General features: G+C 62.0%; 20 protein-coding genes. 12 read left to right on the top strand and 8 right to left on the bottom strand.

The window, feature by feature from the left end; all coding sequences use genetic code 11:
- Positions 1-59: 59 nt before the first annotated feature.
- Together B9Z43_RS09630 and B9Z43_RS09635 are read left to right on the top strand one after the other, a co-directional pair.
- Complete coding sequence (locus B9Z43_RS09630; protein WP_108324871.1) at positions 60-2,054, top strand: TonB-dependent receptor; 1,995 nt, start codon at positions 60-62, stop codon at positions 2,052-2,054.
- A gap of 68 nt (positions 2,055-2,122) precedes the next feature.
- A complete protein-coding gene (locus B9Z43_RS09635; RefSeq protein WP_108325546.1) occupies positions 2,123-3,070 on the top strand; it encodes an AEC family transporter in 948 nt (315 codons plus the stop codon).
- A gap of 47 nt (positions 3,071-3,117) precedes the next feature.
- Here B9Z43_RS09635 and pdxH read toward each other — a convergent pair whose 3' ends face one another.
- Positions 3,118-3,750: a pyridoxamine 5'-phosphate oxidase gene (gene pdxH / locus B9Z43_RS09640; RefSeq protein ID WP_108324873.1), complete on the bottom strand. Its 633-nt coding sequence runs from the start codon at positions 3,748-3,750 to the stop codon at positions 3,118-3,120.
- 65 nt (positions 3,751-3,815) lie between these two features.
- On the bottom strand, positions 3,816-4,433 hold the full coding sequence (locus B9Z43_RS09645; RefSeq protein WP_108325548.1) for a gamma-glutamylcyclotransferase: 618 nt from the start codon (positions 4,431-4,433) through the stop codon (positions 3,816-3,818).
- A gap of 49 nt (positions 4,434-4,482) precedes the next feature.
- On the opposite strand from B9Z43_RS09645, the gene B9Z43_RS09650 reads away from it, so the two are divergent.
- The 3 genes from B9Z43_RS09650 to eda all read left to right on the top strand — a co-directional run bounded on the left by B9Z43_RS09650 (position 4,483) and on the right by eda (position 7,358).
- Positions 4,483-4,698, top strand: coding sequence for a hypothetical protein (locus tag B9Z43_RS09650; protein WP_108324875.1), 216 nt, complete (start codon positions 4,483-4,485; stop codon positions 4,696-4,698).
- Positions 4,699-4,878: 180 nt separating this feature from the next.
- A complete protein-coding gene (gene edd, locus B9Z43_RS09655) occupies positions 4,879-6,720 on the top strand; it encodes a phosphogluconate dehydratase (protein WP_108324877.1) in 1,842 nt (613 codons plus the stop codon).
- On the top strand, positions 6,711-7,358 hold the full coding sequence (eda, locus tag B9Z43_RS09660; protein WP_108324879.1) for a bifunctional 4-hydroxy-2-oxoglutarate aldolase/2-dehydro-3-deoxy-phosphogluconate aldolase: 648 nt from the start codon (positions 6,711-6,713) through the stop codon (positions 7,356-7,358). Before edd ends, eda begins: the two co-directional genes overlap by 10 nt.
- Positions 7,359-7,721: 363 nt before the next feature.
- Here the strand turns inward: eda and gloA are convergent, their stop codons facing one another.
- Positions 7,722-8,132: a lactoylglutathione lyase gene (gene gloA, locus B9Z43_RS09665; RefSeq protein ID WP_108324881.1), complete on the bottom strand. Its 411-nt coding sequence runs from the start codon at positions 8,130-8,132 to the stop codon at positions 7,722-7,724.
- Between the two features lie 242 nt (positions 8,133-8,374).
- Here gloA and B9Z43_RS09670 point away from each other — a divergent pair, with 242 nt between their 5' ends.
- The 3 genes from B9Z43_RS09670 (at position 8,375) to B9Z43_RS09680 (ending at position 10,400) form a co-directional block, all read left to right on the top strand.
- Positions 8,375-8,752 (top strand): VOC family protein, encoded by a 378-nt coding sequence (locus tag B9Z43_RS09670; RefSeq protein ID WP_108324883.1) that lies wholly within the window; start codon positions 8,375-8,377, stop codon positions 8,750-8,752.
- Positions 8,749-9,630 carry a PA4780 family RIO1-like protein kinase gene (locus tag B9Z43_RS09675; RefSeq protein WP_108324886.1) on the top strand — a complete coding sequence of 294 codons (882 nt, stop codon included), beginning with the start codon at positions 8,749-8,751 and terminating at the stop codon, positions 9,628-9,630. Before B9Z43_RS09670 ends, B9Z43_RS09675 begins: the two co-directional genes overlap by 4 nt.
- An 80-nt stretch (positions 9,631-9,710) precedes the next feature.
- Positions 9,711-10,400, top strand: a complete 690-nt coding sequence (locus tag B9Z43_RS09680) for a tRNA-uridine aminocarboxypropyltransferase (protein WP_233250084.1) — start codon at positions 9,711-9,713, stop codon at positions 10,398-10,400.
- Between the two features lie 45 nt (positions 10,401-10,445).
- Here the strand turns inward: B9Z43_RS09680 and B9Z43_RS09685 are convergent, their stop codons facing one another.
- From B9Z43_RS09685 to B9Z43_RS09700, 4 genes are all read right to left on the bottom strand, one after another.
- A complete protein-coding gene (locus B9Z43_RS09685) occupies positions 10,446-10,997 on the bottom strand; it encodes a PaaI family thioesterase (protein WP_108324891.1) in 552 nt (183 codons plus the stop codon).
- Between the two features lie 138 nt (positions 10,998-11,135).
- Complete coding sequence (locus tag B9Z43_RS09690) at positions 11,136-12,032, bottom strand: dioxygenase (RefSeq protein WP_108324893.1); 897 nt, start codon at positions 12,030-12,032, stop codon at positions 11,136-11,138.
- Positions 12,033-12,043: 11 nt separating this feature from the next.
- On the bottom strand, positions 12,044-13,660 hold the full coding sequence (locus B9Z43_RS09695) for a class I adenylate-forming enzyme family protein (protein ID WP_108324895.1): 1,617 nt from the start codon (positions 13,658-13,660) through the stop codon (positions 12,044-12,046).
- Positions 13,661-13,676: 16 nt separating this feature from the next.
- The gene (locus B9Z43_RS09700; RefSeq protein WP_108324898.1) at positions 13,677-14,486 is read right to left on the bottom strand and encodes a citryl-CoA lyase; all 810 of its coding nucleotides are present in this window, start codon (positions 14,484-14,486) and stop codon (positions 13,677-13,679) included.
- A gap of 213 nt (positions 14,487-14,699) precedes the next feature.
- Here B9Z43_RS09700 and B9Z43_RS09705 point away from each other — a divergent pair, with 213 nt between their 5' ends.
- From B9Z43_RS09705 to B9Z43_RS09720, 4 genes are read left to right on the top strand one after another with little or no spacing between them, the layout of a single operon-like run.
- On the top strand, positions 14,700-15,893 hold the full coding sequence (locus tag B9Z43_RS09705) for an amino acid ABC transporter substrate-binding protein (RefSeq protein WP_108324900.1): 1,194 nt from the start codon (positions 14,700-14,702) through the stop codon (positions 15,891-15,893).
- A 1-nt stretch (position 15,894) separates the two neighbouring features.
- Entirely contained in the window at positions 15,895-16,746 is an 852-nt protein-coding gene (locus tag B9Z43_RS09710) for a branched-chain amino acid ABC transporter permease (protein WP_108324902.1), read from the top strand.
- A complete protein-coding gene (locus B9Z43_RS09715; RefSeq protein WP_108324904.1) occupies positions 16,739-18,523 on the top strand; it encodes a branched-chain amino acid ABC transporter ATP-binding protein/permease in 1,785 nt (594 codons plus the stop codon). The genes B9Z43_RS09710 and B9Z43_RS09715 overlap by 8 nt, the downstream gene beginning before the upstream one ends.
- A 2-nt stretch (positions 18,524-18,525) precedes the next feature.
- Positions 18,526-19,230: an ABC transporter ATP-binding protein gene (locus B9Z43_RS09720; RefSeq protein ID WP_108324907.1), complete on the top strand. Its 705-nt coding sequence runs from the start codon at positions 18,526-18,528 to the stop codon at positions 19,228-19,230.
- Between the two features lie 26 nt (positions 19,231-19,256).
- On the opposite strand, the gene B9Z43_RS09725 is transcribed toward B9Z43_RS09720, so the two are convergent.
- Positions 19,257-19,892, bottom strand: coding sequence for a 2-dehydro-3-deoxy-6-phosphogalactonate aldolase (locus tag B9Z43_RS09725; protein ID WP_108324909.1), 636 nt, complete (start codon positions 19,890-19,892; stop codon positions 19,257-19,259).
- Position 19,893: the final 1 nt, after the last annotated feature.

Raw genomic sequence — 19,893 nt, forward strand, 5'->3', positions numbered from 1 at the left:
CGTTTGTTCAGCCTCGTTTCGGGTTGAGCAAGCTGTCTTTGGCTTTTCACATCTGAACCATGAACAAAATTCCATCCCTTTCTGTGCTGGCCTGCGCCAGCTTGTCTGTCCTGTCTGGCTGGTCTGTGGCCAGCGCACAAACTGCGGGGGGCGAGGTGGTCATCACCGGCAACCCGCTGGGCCGTGACCAAACCGCCTTGCCCGTCAGCGCCCTCGGGCAAAACGAGCTGATCGAGCGCGGGCAAACCACCTTGGGCGAAACGCTCAACGGACTGCCTGGCGTGTCCAGCACCTACTTTGGCCCCAATGCCAGTCGCCCCATCATCCGGGGTCTGGACGGGGACCGCATCCGGGTGCTCAACAACAGCGCCTCCAGCTTGGATGTGTCGTCCCTGAGCTACGACCATGCGGTGCCGCTGGATGTCTTGTCCACCGAACGCATTGAAGTTTTGCGCGGCGCAGCAGCGTTGCAGTACGGCGGCAGTGCCGTGGGCGGGGTGGTCAATGTGATCGACAACCGCATCCCGCGCGAAGCCTTGTCAGGGGTATCGGGCAAAGCGCAGGCTCAGGCCGCCACAGGCAACGACGAACGCAGCGTTGCCGGTTTGGTCGAGGCCGGCAACGACCGCTGGGCGTTGCATGTGGACGGTTTTGACCGGCGCACGGGCGATGTGCGCGTGCCCACTGAGCTGGAGTGCACCAAGCCGGGATCGCCTGCCAGTGCTCGGCGCATTTGCAACTCCGCCAGCGAGTCACGCGGTGGAGCCATCGGCGCCAGCACATTTTGGGACAACGGTTACCTGGGCGCATCGGTCAATACCTACCAAAGTGATTACGGTACCGTGGCCGAAGATGCGGTGACGATTGGCATGAAGACCACCCGTTATGCGCTCGAAGGTCAGGTTCGCAATTTGCCTGGCGTCTGGGACAGCCTGAAGGCCCGACTGAGCCACACCGATTACCGTCACACCGAGTTTGAAGGGGCCGAAGCTGGCACCGTGTTTGCCAACCAAGGGCAAGACCTGCGCGTGGAGGCACGGCACCGTCCATTGGCTGGTTGGCAAGGTGTCCTGGGGGCTCAGGTCGAGTCGAGCCGGTTTTCTGCGGTGGGCACGGAAGCTTTTGCGCCCTTCAGCCAGACACGCAGTCAAGCCCTGTTCGTGCACGAAGAACGCCCCACCGAATGGGGCCAAATCAATGCCGGAGCGCGTTGGGAGTCGGTGCGTGTCCATTCGCTGGGCAACCCGCAGGTGGATCGGTTTGAAACGGGCTCGCGCGATTTCCAGCCATGGAGTTTGGCCGCAGGTGCAGCTTTCAAACTCTCTTCCGACTGGCGCTTGACGGGCAATGGCGCCATGACCCAACGTGCGCCAAAAGACCATGAGCTGTATGCCAATGGCCCGCATGTGGCCACCCACGCCTGGGAAGTGGGTAGCAGTACCTTGGGGCTTGAAAAGTCCAAGAGCTTGGACCTGGGCCTGCACTGGCAGCAAGGCCACAACCGCATGGCGGTGACCGCATTTGCCAGCCGCTTCAGCCATTACATCGGCTTGATGAGCACGGGCGAGCTTGAGGACGATCTGCCCGTGCAGCGCTATGAAGGTGTGCGGGCCAGCTTCACGGGGCTTGAGGCCCAAGGCCGTCAGCGCTTGTGGCAGGGGCCGTCAACGCTCGATCTGGATTGGCGTGCAGACACCGTGCGTGCGACCAATGACAGCACGGGAGAACCATTGCCGAGAATTGCCCCGCTGCGCCTGGGCTCAACCCTGGTGTTCTCGCAAGGCCCCTGGAGTGCTCGCTTGGGCGCAGACTGGCATGCCGCGCAAGACCGTGTGCCCAGCGGAAGCCAGGCGACGGGTGCTTACACCTTGGTTCATGCCAACGTGTCCTACCGCCAGAAGCTTGACCGCACGGTCTTGCAGTGGTTTGCGCGGCTTGACAACCTGACAGACCAATTGGCCTACAGTGCCAGCTCCATCTTGACCACCACCGCCTTTGGCAAATCGCCCCTGCCAGGGCGAAGCCTCAGGCTGGGTGTGCAAGCCAGCTTTTGAAGGCTTGGCCGCCGCGCTACGTGGTATCCGAAGGGGTGAGACCGTGACGGGCCTTGATAATGGGCCGCATGAACCTTGACCACCCCGTTCTTTCGTCGCTGCTGCCCGTGGTCTTGCTGATCTTCATCGGTTTTGTCTCCGGGCGCGCCAAGCTGGTGCGGCCTGAAGCCGTGCGCGACTTGTCCAACCTGGTGTTTCTGGTGCTCACGCAGGCCATGCTGTTTCGCACCATGAGTTCGGTGCACCTGGAGCGCTTGGAGCTGCGCCCGGTGTTCCAGTACTTCGTGGTGGCCGGGGGCTTGTTCTTTGCCATGCTCTTGGCTTATGGCCGCGATTCACGGGCCTCGGTGCTGGCGCTGGCGGGCATTTTCAGCAACACCTTGATGATCGGCGTGCCCTTGATCGGCTTGGCCTACGGGCAAGAAGGCCTGGTCTTGCTGTTCACCTTGATCTCTTTGCACGCGCTGGTGTTGCTGACGCTGGCGACCCTGGTGCTGGAGCTGCAGATGGCGCGCGAGCAAGCCGCTGAAACGGGCGAACAGCGGCACATGTTGCGGACCGTGTGGCAAGCGGTGCGCAGCGCCATCGTCCACCCGGTGCCCTTGCCCATCTTGGCGGGTTTGCTGTATGCCCAAACCGATTGGGGGCTGCACCCTGTGGTGGACAAACCCTTGCAGCTGCTGGGCAGTGCCTTTGGCCCGGTGGCCCTGGTGTTGGTGGGCATCACCTTGTCGCAGACCGCCATCGGTGCGCGCTTGAAGGAAGCCGTTCGCCTGTCGCTGGTCAAGACCGTGGTGCACCCGCTGCTCATGGCGGCTGTGGGTTGGGCGCTGGGCATGCGCGGCCTGCACCTGTCGGTCATGGTGGTGGTGGCCGCCTTGCCGATCGGTGCCAATGTGTTTTTGTTTTCGCAGCGTTACCGCAAGGAAGAAGACACCGTCACCGCAGCGGTGGCCGTGTCTACGGCCATGGCGCTGGTCAGCGTGTCGGTGGTGATGGCGGTGCTGCCGACCTGAAATTTGGATGTCACTGCGAGGAGCGAAGCGACGCGGCAGTCCAGTTCTCAGGGCGCCAGCCGCTCGCGCAGCCACTGATCACCGTCTTGCGTGTATCGCAGCCGGTCATGCAATCGGCTCTTGCGTCCTTGCCAGAATTGCCAGCTGTCCGGCACCAAGCGGTAACCGCCCCAGTGCGGCGGGCGAGGGGGTTGGAGCATGAATTGCGCCGCGTATTTGGCGGCGTTGGTCACCAGCACGGTCCGGCCTTCGATCACCTGGCTTTGCGGCGACGCCCAGGCCCCGATGCGTGAATCGAGCGGCCGGCTGTGGAAATAGGCATCGCTTTCTTCGGCTGAGACTTTTTCCACCCGGCCTTCGATGCGCACCACCCGTTCAAGCTCGACCCAGTGAAACTGCAGCGCCGCAAAGGGGTTGCCCGCCAGCTCGCGGCCCTTTTGGCTTTCGTAGTTGGTGTACCAGACGATGCCGCGCTCGTCGCAGCCCTTGATCAGCACCACCCGGGTGCTGGGGCGCAAGTCGCTGCCCACGGTGGCCACGGTCATGGCGTTGGGCTCAGGCACTTCAGAAGCAATGGCTTCTTGCAGCCATTGCTCAAATTGTTTCAACGGGTCGGCGTGCGAGGCGTTTTCGTTGAGTTCGGCTTTTTCGTAGCTCTTGCGCAGGTCGGCGATGTTCATGGCTTGGAGTATAGGCAGCCCCTTGGCGCCGCACTTTGTTGCAGGTCATTCAAGGCCGGGAAATGTCATTCGGCATGGCGCAACAAGGCGGCCAGAGCCCGGTCTTCGATGCCGTGGGCCTGCAAGCTGCGGTAGGTTTCCAAGGCATAGTCCAGCGTGGTGCCAAAACGTCCACTGGCTTGCTGAAAAATTTGCCGGTAAGTGTCTGCGGGCAAATCTCCGGTGAAGCTCGGACTGCTGCGGGGCAAGGTGAAGGCCAGGGCCTTGACGGGACCTTGGGGTGTTGCGCAGGGCAGCCAGCAGGGCGTGTACACATCCATGGGCATTTCGCGGGCCCACAGTCGGGTGAGCACTTCGTCGGCCTGCTCTTGGGCCACGCGGTAAACCACCCCTTGGCAGCTGCCGCCGGGCAACAGCGCAAACACCAGACCCGGACATTGCGGGCTGCCCCGGTTCAGGCGGCTCCACATTTTGAGGGCGCGGTGCCAGCCCCAGACCTGTGTGCGGTGCTGTTCTTGGGCCTCAAATTCGGGGCGCCACAAGAGCGAGGCGTAGCCAAACACCCACAAGTCCTGACCCTGGGCGCATTGGGCGCGAAAGCGTTGCAATAAGCCGCTTTGCTGTGCCGTGGTCTCTGGCGGGGTGGGTCGGCCGGTTTCGGCTTGGGTGAAGCTGTCAGTCATGTGCAACAAGGCCCCATTACAATCTCGCCACTATTTTCGGAGAAAACACATGTCGACCCCTCAAGATGACAATCAACCCGTGGTTTGGGCCGTTCTGGTCGCCGTGATCGTGCTGGCCATTGGCCTGGCCATCGGTTTCGGTATCGCCAAGAGCAAGAAAGCCGCACCTGCAGCCCCCGTGGCGGCTGCCGCTGCAGCACCTGCCGAGGCCGCTTCAGTCCCTGCATCGGCTGCACCAGCCGCTTCTGAAGCTGCGAACAAGTAAGCGCTCCAGCTGCAGCGTCAAAACCCGCCTCGGCGGGTTTTTTTTGTGCCTGCAACAGCCTCAAAACAGCCTGTTGTCGACTTGTACCCTGTCTGTAACCGTTCAAACGGCGCAAACCCATTGTTCGCGGTTACCATCGGTGATGTAATTTTGTTACCAAGCCGTTTCTGGCCCAAGTTCATGACACTTCACCCGATTTTGGCGGCCGTCACGGCCCGCATCACCCAGCGCAGCCGCCCGACCCGCCAGGCTTATTTGCAGCAGGTCGACGCTGCGGCCAGCAAAAACCCCGGGGCCCAGCGCCTGGGCTGCGCCAATGTGGCCCACGCCTTTGCCGCCATGCCCGAGGGCGACAAGGTCCGCGCCACGGCGCTGGACAAGATCAAGGTGGTGGCCCCGCGTGCGCCCAACATCGGCATCGTCAACGCTTACAACGACCTGCTGTCGGCCCACGCGCCGCTGCAACACTATCCTGACCTGATCAAAGACGAAGCCCGCAAGCAGGGCGCCACCGCCCAGGTGGCCGGGGGCGTGCCCGCCATGTGCGACGGCGTGACCCAGGGCACGCCGGGCATGGAGCTGAGCTTGTTCAGCCGCGACGTGATCGCCATGGCCACGGCCGTGTCGCTCAGCCACGACGTGTTTGACGCGGCCCTGATGCTGGGCGTGTGCGACAAGATCGTGCCGGGCCTGCTGATCGGCGCCTTGCAGTTTGGCCATTTGCCCACGGTGTTTGTGCCCGCAGGCCCCATGACCAGCGGCCTGTCCAACAATGCCAAATCCAAGGTGCGCGAACAAGCCGCGTTGGGCTTGGTGGGCCGCCCCGAATTGCTCGAAGCCGAGTCGGCCGCCTACCACGGCGAAGGCACCTGCACCTTTTATGGCACGGCCAACAGCAACCAGATGCTGCTCGAAGCCATGGGTCTGCATGTGCCGGGCACGGCCTTCATCAACCCTGGCGAAGGCGTGCGCGCTGAGTTGACCCGCGAAGCGGCCCGCACCGTGCTGGCGCTGGTCAAAGACAAAAACTTCACCCCCATTGGCCGCTTGGTCGACGAGCGCTGCATCGTCAATGCCATGGTGGCCTTGCTGGCCACCGGCGGCTCGACCAACCACCTGATCCACTGGGTGGCGGTGGCGCGTGCGGCGGGCATCGTGATCGACTGGGACGACTTCTCGGCCTTGTCGGACGTGGTGCCGCTGCTGACCCGCGTGTACCCGAACGGCAGCGCCGACGTGAACCAGTTTCAAGCTGCAGGTGGCCCGGCTTATGTGATCCGTGAGCTGCTCGATGCTGGGCTGATGCATGTCGATGTGCTCACGGTGCGCGCCGGGGGCTTGCGTGAATTCACGCGCATTCCGTCTGCACAAAATGGCCAACTGGTGTGGCAAGAAGCCGGGGCCAGCCAAGACGACACCGTGGTGCGCCCGGCATCCAGCCCCTTCAGCGTATCGGGTGGCTTGAAACTGCTGCAAGGCAACCTGGGCCGCAGCGTGATCAAAATCTCTGCCGTGCCCGAAGCCTTTCATGTCATCGAAGCCCCGGCCCGCGTGTTCAATTCGCAAGACGAATTGCAGCAAGCCTTCAAAGACGGTGAGCTGGACCGCGATGTTGTCTGCGTGGTGCGCTGGCAAGGCCCGCAAGCCAACGGCATGCCCGAGCTGCACAAACTCACACCGCCGCTGGCTGTGCTGCAAGGCAAGGGCTTCAAGGTGGCGCTGGTCACCGATGGCCGCATGAGCGGCGCGTCGGGCAAAGTGCCTGCCGCCATTCACGTTTCGCCCGAGGCCGCAGCCGGTGGCCCGTTGGCCAAAGTGCAAGACGGCGATGTGATTCGCCTGGACGGCGTGAACGGCACCTTGCAGGTGCTGGTGAGCGAGGCCGAATGGGCCGCCCGCCCCGTGGCCCAAATGCCCCCCGAGCTGCGCGCCGCCAACGGCGTGGGCATGGGCCGTGAACTGTTTGCCAATATGCGCCGCAACGCGCTCAAAGCCGAAGAAGGAGCCTGCACATGGCTGTGAATCTGAGTGGAAATTTGACCGCCCTGCAAGTGATGCAGGACGCCCCCGTGATCCCCGTGATCGTGCTGACCGACGTGGCCCATGCCGTGCCCATGGCGCGTGCGCTGGTGGCAGGCGGTATTCGCATGTTGGAGGTGACCCTGCGCACCCCGCAGGCGCTGGCGTGCATGGAAGCCATTGCCAACGAGGTTGAAGGTGCGGTGGTGGGTGCTGGCACGGTGCGCAGCGCCGCCGATGCGGCAGCTGCTGCCAAAGCCGGTGCCCGTTTTGCGGTGAGCCCCGGTTACACCAAGACAGTCGGCCAGGCTTGCCGTGACCACGGTTTGTCATTGCTGCCCGGCGTGGCCACCGGCAGCGAAATCATGATGGCCCAAGAAGACGGCTACACAGAGCTCAAATTCTTCCCGGCCATGCAGGCGGGCGGCCCCAACATGCTCAAGGCCTGGAGCGGTCCGTTTTTTGATGTGAAGTTCTGCCCCACGGGCGGCGTCACGCCGGGCAATGCCGCTGAGTTTTTGAGCTTGCCCAACGTGGCCTGCGTGGGCGGCTCATGGCTGGTGCCTGCCGATGCACTGGCCCAAGGCGACTGGGCTCGCATCGAAAAGTTGGCACGCGAAGCCAGTCAGCTGCCGCGCTGAACTGACCGATGGTCCTGCGCGGCAGTTTGAAACCTGATTGATTTGTCATACCCGACTTGATCGGGTATCCATGGCAGTCGAAGGCATGGACCCCCGATCAAGTCGGGGGTGACAGAGAGTGACATCGTGTGACAGCAGGCGACAGCGAGTGACAGTAGGTGACATCCGATGAATGTGTCATGACCGGCCCCATATGTCATACCCGACTTGATCGGGTATCCATGGCAGTCGAAGGCATGGACCCCCGATCAAGTCGGGGGTGACAGTGGGTGATCAAGTCGGGGGTGACAGTGGGTGATCAAGTCGGGGTTGACAGTAGGTGAACAGGTCGAAGGGGACATTGGCTGAACGGGGCCTGCCGCTTCAGCCCGGACCTTGCCCAGCCGCGTATTCGGCCCGTTGGATCAGCTCGACCTTGTAGCCATCGGGATCGGTGACAAAGGCGATCACGGTGGTGCCGCCTTTGACGGGGCCGGGTTCGCGGGTCACGTTGCCCCCCGCGGCTTTGATCTTCTCGCAAGCCGCATACGCATCGGGCACGCCCAGCGCGATGTGACCGTAGGCCGTGCCCATGTCGTAACTTTCCGTGCCCCAGTTGTAAGTCAGTTCCAGCTCGGCATGGTCGGGGTTGTTGCCGTAGCCCACAAACGCCAGCGAGTATTTGTACTCCGGGTTTTCCGAGGTGCGCAGCAGTTTCATGCCCAGCACCTGGGTGTAAAAGTCGATGGCGCGTTGCAAGTTGCCGACGCGCAGCATGGTGTGAAGAAGTCTCATGAGATGGCTCCAAGGGTGAAGAGTCGTTTTTGATCCAAGGCCATTGCAAAGGCAGGCCTTTGTGGGGACAGCGATGGGGGACTGAGATGGTCTCAAGAGCGTAGCTTGCCCCATGGCGCTTGGCGGTGCAATCCCTTGGGCGACGGCATGCATGCCGCCCCATCCCCAAGCCACTCAGCAGACACAGCACATGGTCCACAATCAACGGGTCCAATATCGGACTTCATTCAATGGGGATTGCAATGTTCAGCCATGTCATGGTCGGGGTGAAAGACCTCGAAGCCTCTAAAAAGTTTTACGACGCCGTCTTGGGCACCTTGGGGCAGGCCCCGGGGGTGGGCAACAACAACCGTTATTTTTACCGCAGTCCCGCCGGTTCGTTTGGCATCACCACGCCCATCAATGGCGAAGCCGCCAGCGTGGGCAACGGCAGCACCTACGGGTTCAAAGCGGCTTCGATCGAGCAAGCCGACGCCTTCCACGCTGCAGGCATTGCCCATGGCGGCGTGACTTGCGAAGACCCACCCGGTTTCCGTGAAGGCCCTGCAGGCAAGCTCTACCTGGCTTATCTGCGCGACCCGGACGGCCACAAGATCTGCGTCTTGCATCGCCCTGGATGAAGGCTCCGCCAAGGCTGCAAACCCTGGTTGACGAGGGTTTGATCGACACCGTGGTCCGCCAGCTCATGAGCGGCAAAGAGGCCATGGTGTTTGTGGTGCGTTGCGGCGACGAAACCCGCTGCGCCAAAATCTACAAAGAAGCCACCCACCGCAGCTTTCGGCAGGCGGTGGATTACACCGAAAACCGCAAAGTCAAAAATTCTCGCTCGGCCCGGGCCATGGCCAAAGGCAGCAAGTTTGGCAGGCAAGAGCAAGAAGCCGCCTGGCAAAGCGCCGAGGTCGATGCGCTGTACCGCCTGGCCGCAGCCGGTGTGCGCGTGCCCCGGCCCTTCAACTTTTTTGACGGCGTGCTGCTCATGGAGCTGGTGACCGATGCGCACGGCGATGCGGCCCCGCGCCTGAACGATGTGGCCTTCACGCCAGATCAAGCCCTGCAGCACCACGCCACCTTGATTGGCGAAGTGGTGCGCATGCTGTGCGCGGGCGTGGTGCACGGCGATTTGTCGGAGTTCAACATCTTGCTGGCGCACATGCCCGGTGAGGGCGATCTGCCGGGTGTGGACGAGCCGGTCATCATCGACTTGCCGCAAGCCGTGGACGCTGCCGGCAACAACCACGCCCAGCGCATGTTGCTGCGCGATGTGGCCAACCTGCGCGGCTACTTCGGGCAATATGCGCCCGCGCTCCTCAAGACCGACTACGGCCCTGAAATCTGGAGCCTCTACCAGGCCGGATTGCTCAGCAATGAGACACCGCTGACCGGGCATTTTGAGGGCTCCACCGCCGATGTGGACATGGCTGCTGTGTTGCGAGAGATCGACGATGCGCGCGATGAAGAAACCGCTCGGCGATTGCGCATGGCAGCGCCAGCGGTTTGATGGGAAATGATCGTTTGAAAACGCCACATGCCGTCTCACGCCTGCGCACCGAGCGACTGGCCCGCAGCGCCAAGCCCTTCATGGCCCGTGGCGGCATCAAAGGCGAGCGCTGCCCTGGCTGCCGCTTGGTGCCCAGCCACTGCATTTGCGCGCTGAGCCCCGAGCTGCCCACGCAAGCGGGCATGTGTTTGCTCATGGCCGACATCGAGCCGCTCAAACCCAGCAACACCGGTTGGCTGATCGCCGATGTGGTGCAACACGCCTTCGCCTTTGCTTGGGCCCGCACCGAGGTCGACCCCGCCTTGCTGGCGCTGCTGGCCGATCCGCAATGGCAGGCCTTTGTGGTGTTTCCGGGCGAATTTGTGGCGCCCGAGCGGGTGGTGCACGAGCTGCCGGTTTTGTCCGAAGGTCGGCGCCCCTTGTTCGTCTTGCTCAACGCCACTTGGCCCGAAGCCCGCAAGATGTTCCGCAAAAGCCCGTACCTGAACCATTTGCCTGTGCTCAGTTTGAACCCTGAGCAAGTGTCACGCTACCAGCTGCGCCGCTCAAGGCGGGAGGACCATTTGTGCACCAGCGAAGTGGCATCGCTGTGCCTGGAATTGGCAGGCGAGTCCCATGCCGCCCAGACTTTGCAGGCTTATTTGGATGTCTACACGCACCATTATTTGCAAGCCAAGCACCAGTTGCCGCCCGACCTGCAAGGGGCCGCGCACGCCCAGTGGCGAGCAGTCAGAAGCGAGATGTCGCCACCGATTGGGCCTGAACTTTGAGGCCATGCACCGTGCCCTGCGCGAAGGGTGGCATGGCGTGCCGAATCAGGCAGCTGTTTTGCCCGGCATTTCAAAAACCAGACAGGCCGTGCTGGCATGGGCGTACAGGGTGCCATCGGGTCCGACCAGGCGGGCTTCGGCGGTGGCCAGTTGGCGGCCGCAGTGCACCACTTGGCCAATGGCCCGCACGCGCTGCACTTTGGGGGTGAGGGCTTTGACCAGCTTCACGCTCAGGTCGGCCGTGGTGTAGCCGCGCCCGGGCGGCATCATGGTGTGCACCGCGCAGCCCAGCGCGGAGTCGAGCAAGGTGGCAAACCAGCCGCCGTGCACCGTGCCCAGCGGGTTCATGTGGTCCAGCCCGGGCGTGCCCTGAAAGATGGCTTGGCCTTCACTCACGTCCACCAGCACGAAGTTCAAAGTCTTGGCGATGCTGGCATACGGCAGTTCACCCGACAGCAAGCCTTGCATGACCTCCAGCCCCGTCTTGCCTGCGATTTGTTCGCGCGTGGCCACGCCAGGCCCTGCACCAGCGTCCAAGCGGGCACGCACGATGCGTTCATCTTCTATCCAGGTTTCGAGTTCAGAGGGGCGTGTCATCTTGCAGTTAATTGGGAAAACATGGTGGAAAAAATTGATCGGCCAGCGGCTGAAAGCGAGCCGATTATTGTGTGCCTCCAAGGGGCAGGTTCTTCGCATGCTGGCCAGCGATTGCGCCAGACCGCAACGAGAAGTCGATCATTTCAAAGCATCGGTCATGATGAAGTTGTATTCCAGGGTGAAGAAGTCCCGGTCCATGACTTTGCCGTCCGGTGCTTGACCAGGCGTTTGAGGCTTGAAGTCTGCGATCAAGGAGGGGCGAACGCCAAACACGGCATCGCTGTACAGGTTCTTGCTGGTGCGGTCAAAGATGTGGGTGATCAGTGGACGCTGGCCAGGGGCCTGAATGCGGAAGTGCAAATGCGCAGGGCGCCAGCTTCTGCCGGTGGTGGCCTGGAGCATCTGGATGGCGGTGCCGTCTTGCGGGACGGGGTAGTCCACTGGCAAAACCGACCAGAAGCTGTAGCGTCCGTCGGCACCTGTGGTGAGGGCGGCCCGCGCCCAAGGCCCGTTTTCTTCAATCCCATCTTGCACGTCGTACAGCCCCCGGTCGTCAGAGTGCCACACATCGATCACGGCATTGGCCACGGGTTGACCGTGGATGTCCAAGATCTGGCCTTGTGCATACATGGGCGTGCCGGCCGCACCTGCACTGATGTCTTCGCCCATCGCAAACTGGGGCGCATTCTCAAGCAAGAAGGGGCCAACCAAAGTGGGCTCCGTGGCGTGTTCCGGACGGGGGTAGTCTTGCGTGACGGTCAGCATGGACAGGCCAAACGCGTCCGAAAAGATCATGAACTCGTTGCGGCCCGGTGAGCACCATTTGCCGGTCTCCTCCAGAAAGCTCATGGTGAAGGCCCACTCTTCGGCGGTGAGTTTGACCTCTTTGGCAAAGCTGTGGATGTGCTTGATCAAGGACAGCATCAGCTCACGCAGCCGTGGATCGGGCGTTTTCGAGTAACGCGCCAGCACCTCTTCGGTGATCAGGTGCAAGGCGTCGTAGCGGTGTTCGGTGGTGTTGGGGGTGTCGCTCATGATGGAACTTTCTAGGATGAAAAATCGGTGGCCTGACGGCGCAAGTGGTCTGCGGGTTTGAGTCTGAATTTGGCGATCTTCATGGAGCCGGTGTGCGGCAGACTGTCGACCATGACGATGTAGCGGGGGCGTTTGATGGGCGACAGTTGCAGCACGGCGTACGCATGCACAGCCTCTGGCGTGATGGCCGTGCCGGGGCGGGGCACTACGGCCAGCAGGATTTCTTCTTCGCCCAGGTCAGACGCCACACCAATCGATGCACATTCGAGGATGTCCGGGTGGCTGCCGATGGCCGAGTCGATCTCGGCGCCCGAGATGTTTTCGCCACGGCGGCGGATGATGTCTTTCTTGCGTGTGAAGAAAAACAGGAAATCGTCGGCATCGCGGCGCACCAAGTCGCCGGTGAGGAACCAGCCGTCCTGGAAGCTGGCCGCTGTTTGTTCAGGATCTTTGAAGTAGCCTTGCATCAGGGTGGGTGTCTTGACCGCCAGCTCGCCCACTTCGCCGATGGGCAATTCTTGCCCGTCTTCGCCCATGACGCGAACTTCGGGCCGTGCAATGGCCGGATCGGGGTGCGGTGATATGCAGCCCATGCTGCCCAGTTTGTGAGGGCCCATGAAAGGGTTGCTCAGCACGCCCGGGATTTCGGTCATGCCGTAGCACTCGATCAACACCGGCACATGAAAGCGTTGCTGGAAAGTGTCCAGCAAATCGCGGTTGAGCGGCGCCAAAAACATCTTGCGCAGGCTGTGATGGGGGGCAAATTCTTCGATTGGCCTGCGCGCCAAAATCGCCGCTGCCGACATGATCACATTGACCTCTGTGGCGCGGGTCTCGGCGGCCTGTTGCCAGAAAGTGGAAGCCGAAAAACGGCGGATCAAGATCAAAGTGCCACCGCACGCCATGGCGCCGCCCAGCGAGTACATCAACGCATTGATGTGGAACAGCGGCAGCACACACATCAGGCGCTCATCGGGCTGCAAATACATGCGGTGCACAAAGGCTTCGGCCGTGAGCAAGTAGCTGCGCTGGCTGTGCATCACCCCTTTGGGGAACCCGGTGGTCCCTGAGGTGTAGATGATCATGCAGGTGCTGTCGGCCGTGCCTGTGCGTGTGTTGCGGTCCGGTGTGCAGTCTTGCCATTGATGCAGCAAAGATATTTCACCCCCGGGCTGGTCGTGCTCGATCACCACTTGCCAAGGCACAGCGTTCATCTGGCAAGTGGCCTCTTGCACTTTGCTCAGGGCTTCGGGTGAGCAGATCACGCCGCGCACGCCCGCATGCTCAAAAATGTATTGGGCCTCGCGTGCTTCGAACTCCGGATTGCAGGGCACCAGGATGGCGCCCACACGTGCACAGGCATTGAGCAAGACCACCGTCGCCGGATGGTTGTAGGCCATGAGCCCGATGCGCTCGCCCGCTTGCACGCCGCGCGCCAGCAACCAAGCTACGGCACGGTCGGCTTGTTCGGCACAAGCTTGCCAACTCATGACGGTGCCTTGGTACTCCACCATCGGTTGATCGCCCAATCGGCGAAGCCGTGCCTGGAAAAATTGATCGATCGAGAAGTCGTGCGCATCAAATTGGCGCAGCACTTCCAAAGGCGTCATGAGCGTTGTTGCGGTCATGGTGTCCAACCCTTGTTCAGCGGGCCACGGGGGGGCCGTCGTAGGTCATGGCATGTTCGGCGGCGCTGGCGAGCTTGAAGCCAATGGGCCGCGTCTGCTCTTCCAGAATGTGCGCCACCAACGATGCGGTGCGCGCCAGCAAAGGGATGCCCTTGAGCGCACCGGCGGGGTATCCCGCGTCCAGCAGCACAGCAGGAATGGCCGCGGACACGTTCATCGGGAAGGGGCGGCCATAGACGCCTTCGACTTGCGAAGCCAAAGCCTGCAAGGCACGCACATGCTCACCGGCCACGCCCCATTCTTTGGCCAGATCGATCAGTTTGGTCGCCCGTGGATCACCGAGTTTGTGCACCGGGTGGCCAAAGCCGGGCAGGGCTTGTTTGGCGGCGCGAAAAGCTTGCAGCCGTTCGCGCGCAATGTCTTCCAGTGTTTTGTCTTCTTGCGCCGCCTGCGCCAGCATCGCGATCAAGAGGTGTCCGGCTGTTTCAGAGGCCCCCAAAATCACCGGACCACAGCCCAGCAGGCCCGCGGCCACGGCGCCTTGCACCGAGTCCGGCGCTGCGGCCAGGGTCATGCGTGCGGCTTGAACGGAGGGCACCAAGCCATGCTCAGCCAGTGACACCATGGTGGCATCGGCCACGCGCACCAAGTTGTCGCTGGGGGTTTCACCCGTCAACAAAAACAAAAAATACGCTGTGAAAGATTGCTGGCCAATCACATCGCGGCACAGGTCTTTGCCGCGCACGACGATGCGGTCCACCTCGGCAATGGCCATGTGCGTGGAGCCCGAGGGTGTGAATGCGCTGGAAGCGGGTGTGGTGCTCATGTTCTGGGGCTCTGTGGAATATGGAAATTGCAAATCAGGGCGTAGTGCAAACACACACCCTGCGCGTCACTGTGATGTGCATGGCCATGGATTCGCAAGCGCGTTGGCGACAGCGCTTCAACGGGTTATTCCCAATGGGCGGATGTGGTGTGGCTTCCATAATGGATTGGCAAATTTTGCGAATTTCATCAACACAGACCTGAGGAATCAACCATGCAAAAGCGGCCTTTCCTGAAAGCACTGGGTTCGTCCTTGTTGCTCTCTTCGACTTCGACATGGCTGCATGCGCAGACCAAACCGATACGGGTCGGGAGCACCTTGTCCTTGACGGGCCCTTTGGCTGGCACGGCTGTGATGCACAAGATCGCTGGTGACATCTTCATTGAACAACTGAACAAACGCGGCGGCTTGCTCGGTCGTCCTGTCGAGTGGGTGGTCAAGGACGACCAGTCCAAACCCGACCTCGCACGCACTTTGTATGAGCAATTGATTTCTGGCGACAACGTCGATCTGTTGATGGGCCCTTATGCCACCGCCAACTCGCTGGCGGCCATGGGCGTGGCTCAGCGCAATGGCAAGGTCTTGATCACCAATTCCTTCGGCATCCCTTCGCTGGCCAAGTACGACATGCACTTCCCCGCGTATGTCATGGGCATCGATCCGGGCACCACGGTGCCCAACACCTTGCTCGATGCCATTGCCGCTGGCGGTGCCAAGCCCCAGTCGGTGGCCATCGTCACCAGCAAATTCCCTTCGGTGGTGTTCTTGTCGGTGGGCGCACGCGAGGTCTTCAAGAAGCGCGGCCTGCGTGAAGCCTTGTGGCTGGAGTGGGAGTTCGGTAACCGCGACTTTGGTCCCATTGCTTCGCGCTTGAAGGAAGCCAATGCCGATGTGGTCTGGATCGGCTCGATCGGCGCTGAAAGCATTCAGTTGCTGGAGGCGATGAACAAGATCGATTACAAGCCGAAGATCCATTTCCACGTGTACCCCACACCCGGACCGCTGGCCCAATCGCCACTGGCGGCCAACGCGCTCACGCTGACCACCTTCGAGCAGCATGCGCCGTTCACCAACAACCCCGCTTATGCTGAAGCGATCAAGATGTACAACGAGCGCGCGGCCAAAGCCAATTTGCCCGACACCGTGTTCGAGTTGCAGGCGGCCAATGCCTTCACAGGTTGGCAGTTTCTGGAAGCGGGCATCAAGGGTTCAGGCAGCCTGGAAGATGCGAAGATTGCCGCATGGCTCAAGAAAAACCGTGTGGACACCATCATTGGCAAAGTCCGCTTCGATGGGCCCAACAACTACGGCGATGACCTGAACCGCATCAAGCAGTTGCAAGGTGGCAAGTGGGTCGTGATCCACCCCAAAGACGTCGCCTTGCCCGGCAGCAAGATGCAGTTCTGACATGCCCAGCGCAGGGCTGTTACTCCAAGCGCTGGCCTCTGGCGTCTTTCTCGGTGCCCTGTATGGCCTCATCGGCCTGGGCATCGGTTTGGGCTGGGGCTTGCTCAGGCAAATCAACCTGGCGCATTTCGCATGGGTGTTCCTGTCGGCCTACATCACCTACGAGCTCAAAACGCGACTGGGTGTTGATCCGCTGCTTTCCTTGCTGGTGTTGGTGCCGCTGTTTGCCGCATTGGGCATGGCTTTGCAGTCGGTGTTCGCCCGCTTTGCCATCACGCCCTTCAATTCACTGCTGGTGACGTTTGGCATCACGGTGTCGGTGGAGGCCTTGCTGCAATGGATCTGGAGCGCCGATTTCCGTCGCATGTCTTCGGTGTATGACGAGCACAAGTTCCGTCTGGGCACTGTGGTGGTGACCTATTCCGAGGCCTTGACCTTGGGCATGTCGCTGGCCGCTGTGGCGCTGGTTTGGTGGATGCTGCACCGCACCGACATGGGCAAGTCGGTGCGCGCCAGCGCCGAAGACCCGGCGATCGCCACGGCCTTTGGCATCAACGCCAAGCGCCTGGCCGTTTTGTTGGCGGGCTTGTGTGCGGCGCTGGCCGCTTGTGCGGGCGTCTGCGTGGCTTTGACCTTCACACTCGCACCTTCGCAGATATTTGCCTGGGTCGGCGTGGTGTTCGCGGTGGTGATGATTGGCCGATTGGGCTCGGCATTGACGCCCTTGGTCGGTGGCTTGGTGATCGGCATCAGCGAGGCCATGACCCAGGCCTTGATTGCGCCCACCTGGGCGCCTTTGGTGGCGTTCACGGTGTTGATCCTGATTCTTTTGCTCAGGCGTGGTGATGAATAAGATCCAGCGAATTTCCATCCTGTTCGTGGTGTTGGCACTGCTGTTTGCGGCGCCTTACATGGGCCTTCCGGTCCACCTGCAGTCTTTGCTGTATGTGGTTTTTTTCTGGATGACGTTGGCCACCTCCTGGAACATGCTCTCGGGCTACTCGGGGTATTTCTCGTTCGGCCATGGGGCATTTTTCGGTGTGGGCATGTACGGCATGGCCACGCTGGCCACCAAAGCCGACTGGCCCGTGGTGCCTGCCGCGCTGGGCAGCGGATTGCTCGCGGCGCTGTTGGCTTTGGCCATCGGGGCTTTGGTGTTCAGTGTGCGCAAGATCCGTGGTGAATCGTTCGCCCTGATCACCTTGGCGGTGGGCTTTGTGTTGGCCACGGTGGTGGTCAACACGCCCATCGATGGTGGCCCTGGGGTCTACCTGATGGGCGTCAACTTGCCGCAGTGGGGCCCCAAGCCCGCGTCCACCTTTTATTACGCCAGTTTGGTGCTGACGGTCTTGTGCGTTGCCGTCGCCTGGTGGCTGTTCCATGCCCGCGCCGGTTTGGGCTTGCTGGCCATCCATGACGACGAAGATGCCGCCGAGGTCAATGGCGTGCCCACCTTCTGGCTCAAGATGGGCGCTTTTGCGCTCTCGAGTTTCTTTGCCGGGGTCATGGGCGCCATCCATGCTTTGTACGTGTCGTATGTCACGGTGGGGGAGACTTTCAACATCACCGTCCCCTTGACCGTGGTGCTCATGAGCGTGTTGGGCGGCAGCCGCCACTGGGCCGGTCCCATGGTGGGTGGCATTTTGATCACGCTCTTGCTCAATGCCTTCACCGCCGGTGAGAGCGCGCTGATCGGCAAGGTCATCATTGGCCTGGTGCTGGCGGGGGCTGTGCTGGTCATGCCGCGTGGCATTTTGGGCACTTGGCAGTTGCGTCAACACAAGCGCCTGATCCAGAACCAGCGTGAGCCTGCTGCTGGGCATGGTGAATCCGTCCATGGCCAGCCAGACGAGCTGGTGCTGGAGCGACCTTTGACACGCCCGGCCGATGCCCCTGGCCGCGAGAAAGTGCTGGAAGTGCGTGGCCTGAGCAAGCAGTTTTCCGGCATCCGCGCCTTGAATGGGGTGGACCTCGATTTGTATCGGGGTGAGATTTTGGGCTTGCTCGGCCCCAACGGTTCGGGCAAGTCGACCTTCATCAATGTGGTCACCGGCCATTACAAGCCGACCGAGGGCACGGTGCTGTTGCGTGGTCAGTCCTGTGCCGGTTGGCCTGCCCACCGCATTCGCAGGCAAGGCTTGTCGCGCACTTACCAAATCCCGCGCCCATTCAATGGCTTGACGGTCTTGCAAAACGTCACCCTGGCCGCGCATTACGGCGGCGCGCGCCTGACGGATGCGCAGGCCCTGGCCGAGGCGCAAGAGTGGATGCTGTTCACCGGTTTGCAGGACAAGGGGGACCATTTCCCTGACGAGCTCAACCTGCACCAGCGCAAGTTCCTAGAGCTGGCACGCGCTTTGGCGGCGCGCCCGCAAGTGCTCTTGCTCGATGAGGTCTTGTCGGGTTTGACGCCGTCGGAGATCGGTGCGGCCGTGCAGACGATTCGCCGCATTCGGGAGCGTGGCACCTCCATCGTGTTTGTCGAACACGTGATGAGTGCCGTGCTGGCCCTGTCGGACAGGCTGGTGGTGCTCAACCAAGGTGAAGTCATTGCCGAGGGCCACCCTCAGGATGTGATGTCCCGTCCCGAGGTGGTGCGGGCTTATCTGGGTGATGAGGCGGCGGTGTAACCATGCTCCAAATAGAACAAATCCAAGTCAATTACGGCGCGGCACCTGCCCTGTGGGACGTGTCCATGCAGATCGAAGCCGGCGAGCTGGTCTCGGTCATCGGCCCCAATGGCGCGGGCAAGACCACGTTGATCAATGCGGTCATGGGCCTGTGCCCGCTCAAGTCGGGCCACATCGCCTGGGAAGGCGAGACGGTTTCGGCTTTGCCGGCGCACCGGCTGTGTGAAAGAGGCCTGGCCCTGGTGCCCGAAAGCCGCCGCTTGTTCACCGGCATGACGGTGCGCGAGAACCTGGAGCTGGGGGCCATGCACCCGGCCGCACGCGCGGTGCGCGAGCGTACTTTTGAGCAGGTGTGTGAGCTGTTTCCCGCCGTGCGGGCCAAGCTCGGTCAAGTGTCGGGCACCTTGTCGGGCGGTCAGCAGCAAATGGTGGCCATCGGGCGGGCCATGATGGCTTTGCCCCGTTTGTTGTTGCTCGATGAGCCTTCCTTGGGTCTGGCGCCCAGCATCGTGGGCGAGATGTTCCGGGCCATCGAATCCATCCACCGCAGTGGCACGGCCGTGATGCTGGTGGAGCAAAACGTCAGCCGTGCGCTGGCGATTTCACAGCGCACTTATGTGCTGGAAAACGGCCGTGTGGTCACCTCGGGCGCCTCGTCCGAGCTGAGCCGCCGCGACGAAATCCGCAAGGCCTATTTGGGCATTTGATCTCGGCGTTTGATGTTGGCCTTGGATCAGCCCCGCAGGGCCTGAACGAAGCGCTGCGCGGCCTCGCGCACCTGCTGCGCGGTGCATCCGGGCTTGTACAAAGCCGAGCCCAAGCCAAAACCGTTGGCTCCCGCGCTCAGGTAGGGGGCCATGTTGTCGGGCGTGATGCCGCCCACAGGCAGCAGCTGCACATCGGCGGGCAAAACAGCGCGCATGGCCTTGAGCACGGTGGGTGTGATCAATTCTGCCGGGAAGAGTTTGAGCGCATGCGCACCTGCAGCCAAGGCCGCAAAGGCCTCGCTGGGTGTGGCCACGCCGGGCACGCAGGCCAGGCCCAGGCGCACGGCTTCGTGCACCACAGCGGGGTCAAAGTGCGGCGAGATGATGATGCGACCGCCTGCGGCGTGCACCTCGCGCACTTGCTCTGCGCTCAGCACCGTGCCCGCACCGATCAGGTGGTCCGGGTGCTCTGCGGCCAACGCTGCGATGCTGTCCAGCGGGCGTGGTGAATTGAGCGGGACTTCGATCAAGGCAAAACCGCTGTCCACCAGGGCATGGCCAATGGCCGGGGCCTCTTGCGGTGTCAGGCCCCGCAAGATGGCGACCAGCGGCAGCTGCTGGAGGGCGCGTGAAAATTGTTCAGGGATGGCGAGGGTGTTCATG

It is taken from the genome of Limnohabitans sp. MMS-10A-192 (assembly GCF_003063335.1).
Classification (GTDB): Bacteria; Pseudomonadota; Gammaproteobacteria; order Burkholderiales; family Burkholderiaceae_C; genus Limnohabitans_A.

What these genes read in the sequence shown, in the direction of transcription:
- eda (WP_108324879.1), top strand. Translation starts at nt 6,711, where the DNA reads ATGGCTGTGAATCTGAGTGGAAATTTGACCGCCCTGCAAGTGATGCAG.
- B9Z43_RS09685 (WP_108324891.1), bottom strand. Translation starts at nt 10,997, where the DNA reads ATGACACGCCCCTCTGAACTCGAAACCTGGATAGAAGATGAACGCATC.
- B9Z43_RS09645 (WP_108325548.1), bottom strand. Translation starts at nt 4,433, where the DNA reads ATGACTGACAGCTTCACCCAAGCCGAAACCGGCCGACCCACCCCGCCA.
- B9Z43_RS09700 (WP_108324898.1), bottom strand. Translation starts at nt 14,486, where the DNA reads ATGAGCACCACACCCGCTTCCAGCGCATTCACACCCTCGGGCTCCACG.
- B9Z43_RS09720 (WP_108324907.1), top strand. Translation starts at nt 18,526, where the DNA reads ATGCTCCAAATAGAACAAATCCAAGTCAATTACGGCGCGGCACCTGCC.
- gloA (WP_108324881.1), bottom strand. Translation starts at nt 8,132, where the DNA reads ATGAGACTTCTTCACACCATGCTGCGCGTCGGCAACTTGCAACGCGCC.
- B9Z43_RS09705 (WP_108324900.1), top strand. Translation starts at nt 14,700, where the DNA reads ATGCAAAAGCGGCCTTTCCTGAAAGCACTGGGTTCGTCCTTGTTGCTC.
- B9Z43_RS09725 (WP_108324909.1), bottom strand. Translation starts at nt 19,892, where the DNA reads ATGAACACCCTCGCCATCCCTGAACAATTTTCACGCGCCCTCCAGCAG.
- B9Z43_RS09635 (WP_108325546.1), top strand. Translation starts at nt 2,123, where the DNA reads ATGAACCTTGACCACCCCGTTCTTTCGTCGCTGCTGCCCGTGGTCTTG.
- B9Z43_RS09715 (WP_108324904.1), top strand. Translation starts at nt 16,739, where the DNA reads ATGAATAAGATCCAGCGAATTTCCATCCTGTTCGTGGTGTTGGCACTG.
- B9Z43_RS09695 (WP_108324895.1), bottom strand. Translation starts at nt 13,660, where the DNA reads ATGACCGCAACAACGCTCATGACGCCTTTGGAAGTGCTGCGCCAATTT.
- B9Z43_RS09680 (WP_233250084.1), top strand. Translation starts at nt 9,711, where the DNA reads ATGGCCCGTGGCGGCATCAAAGGCGAGCGCTGCCCTGGCTGCCGCTTG.
- B9Z43_RS09670 (WP_108324883.1), top strand. Translation starts at nt 8,375, where the DNA reads ATGTTCAGCCATGTCATGGTCGGGGTGAAAGACCTCGAAGCCTCTAAA.
- B9Z43_RS09650 (WP_108324875.1), top strand. Translation starts at nt 4,483, where the DNA reads ATGTCGACCCCTCAAGATGACAATCAACCCGTGGTTTGGGCCGTTCTG.
- B9Z43_RS09710 (WP_108324902.1), top strand. Translation starts at nt 15,895, where the DNA reads ATGCCCAGCGCAGGGCTGTTACTCCAAGCGCTGGCCTCTGGCGTCTTT.
- pdxH (WP_108324873.1), bottom strand. Translation starts at nt 3,750, where the DNA reads ATGAACATCGCCGACCTGCGCAAGAGCTACGAAAAAGCCGAACTCAAC.
- B9Z43_RS09630 (WP_108324871.1), top strand. Translation starts at nt 60, where the DNA reads ATGAACAAAATTCCATCCCTTTCTGTGCTGGCCTGCGCCAGCTTGTCT.
- edd (WP_108324877.1), top strand. Translation starts at nt 4,879, where the DNA reads ATGACACTTCACCCGATTTTGGCGGCCGTCACGGCCCGCATCACCCAG.
- B9Z43_RS09690 (WP_108324893.1), bottom strand. Translation starts at nt 12,032, where the DNA reads ATGAGCGACACCCCCAACACCACCGAACACCGCTACGACGCCTTGCAC.
- B9Z43_RS09675 (WP_108324886.1), top strand. Translation starts at nt 8,749, where the DNA reads ATGAAGGCTCCGCCAAGGCTGCAAACCCTGGTTGACGAGGGTTTGATC.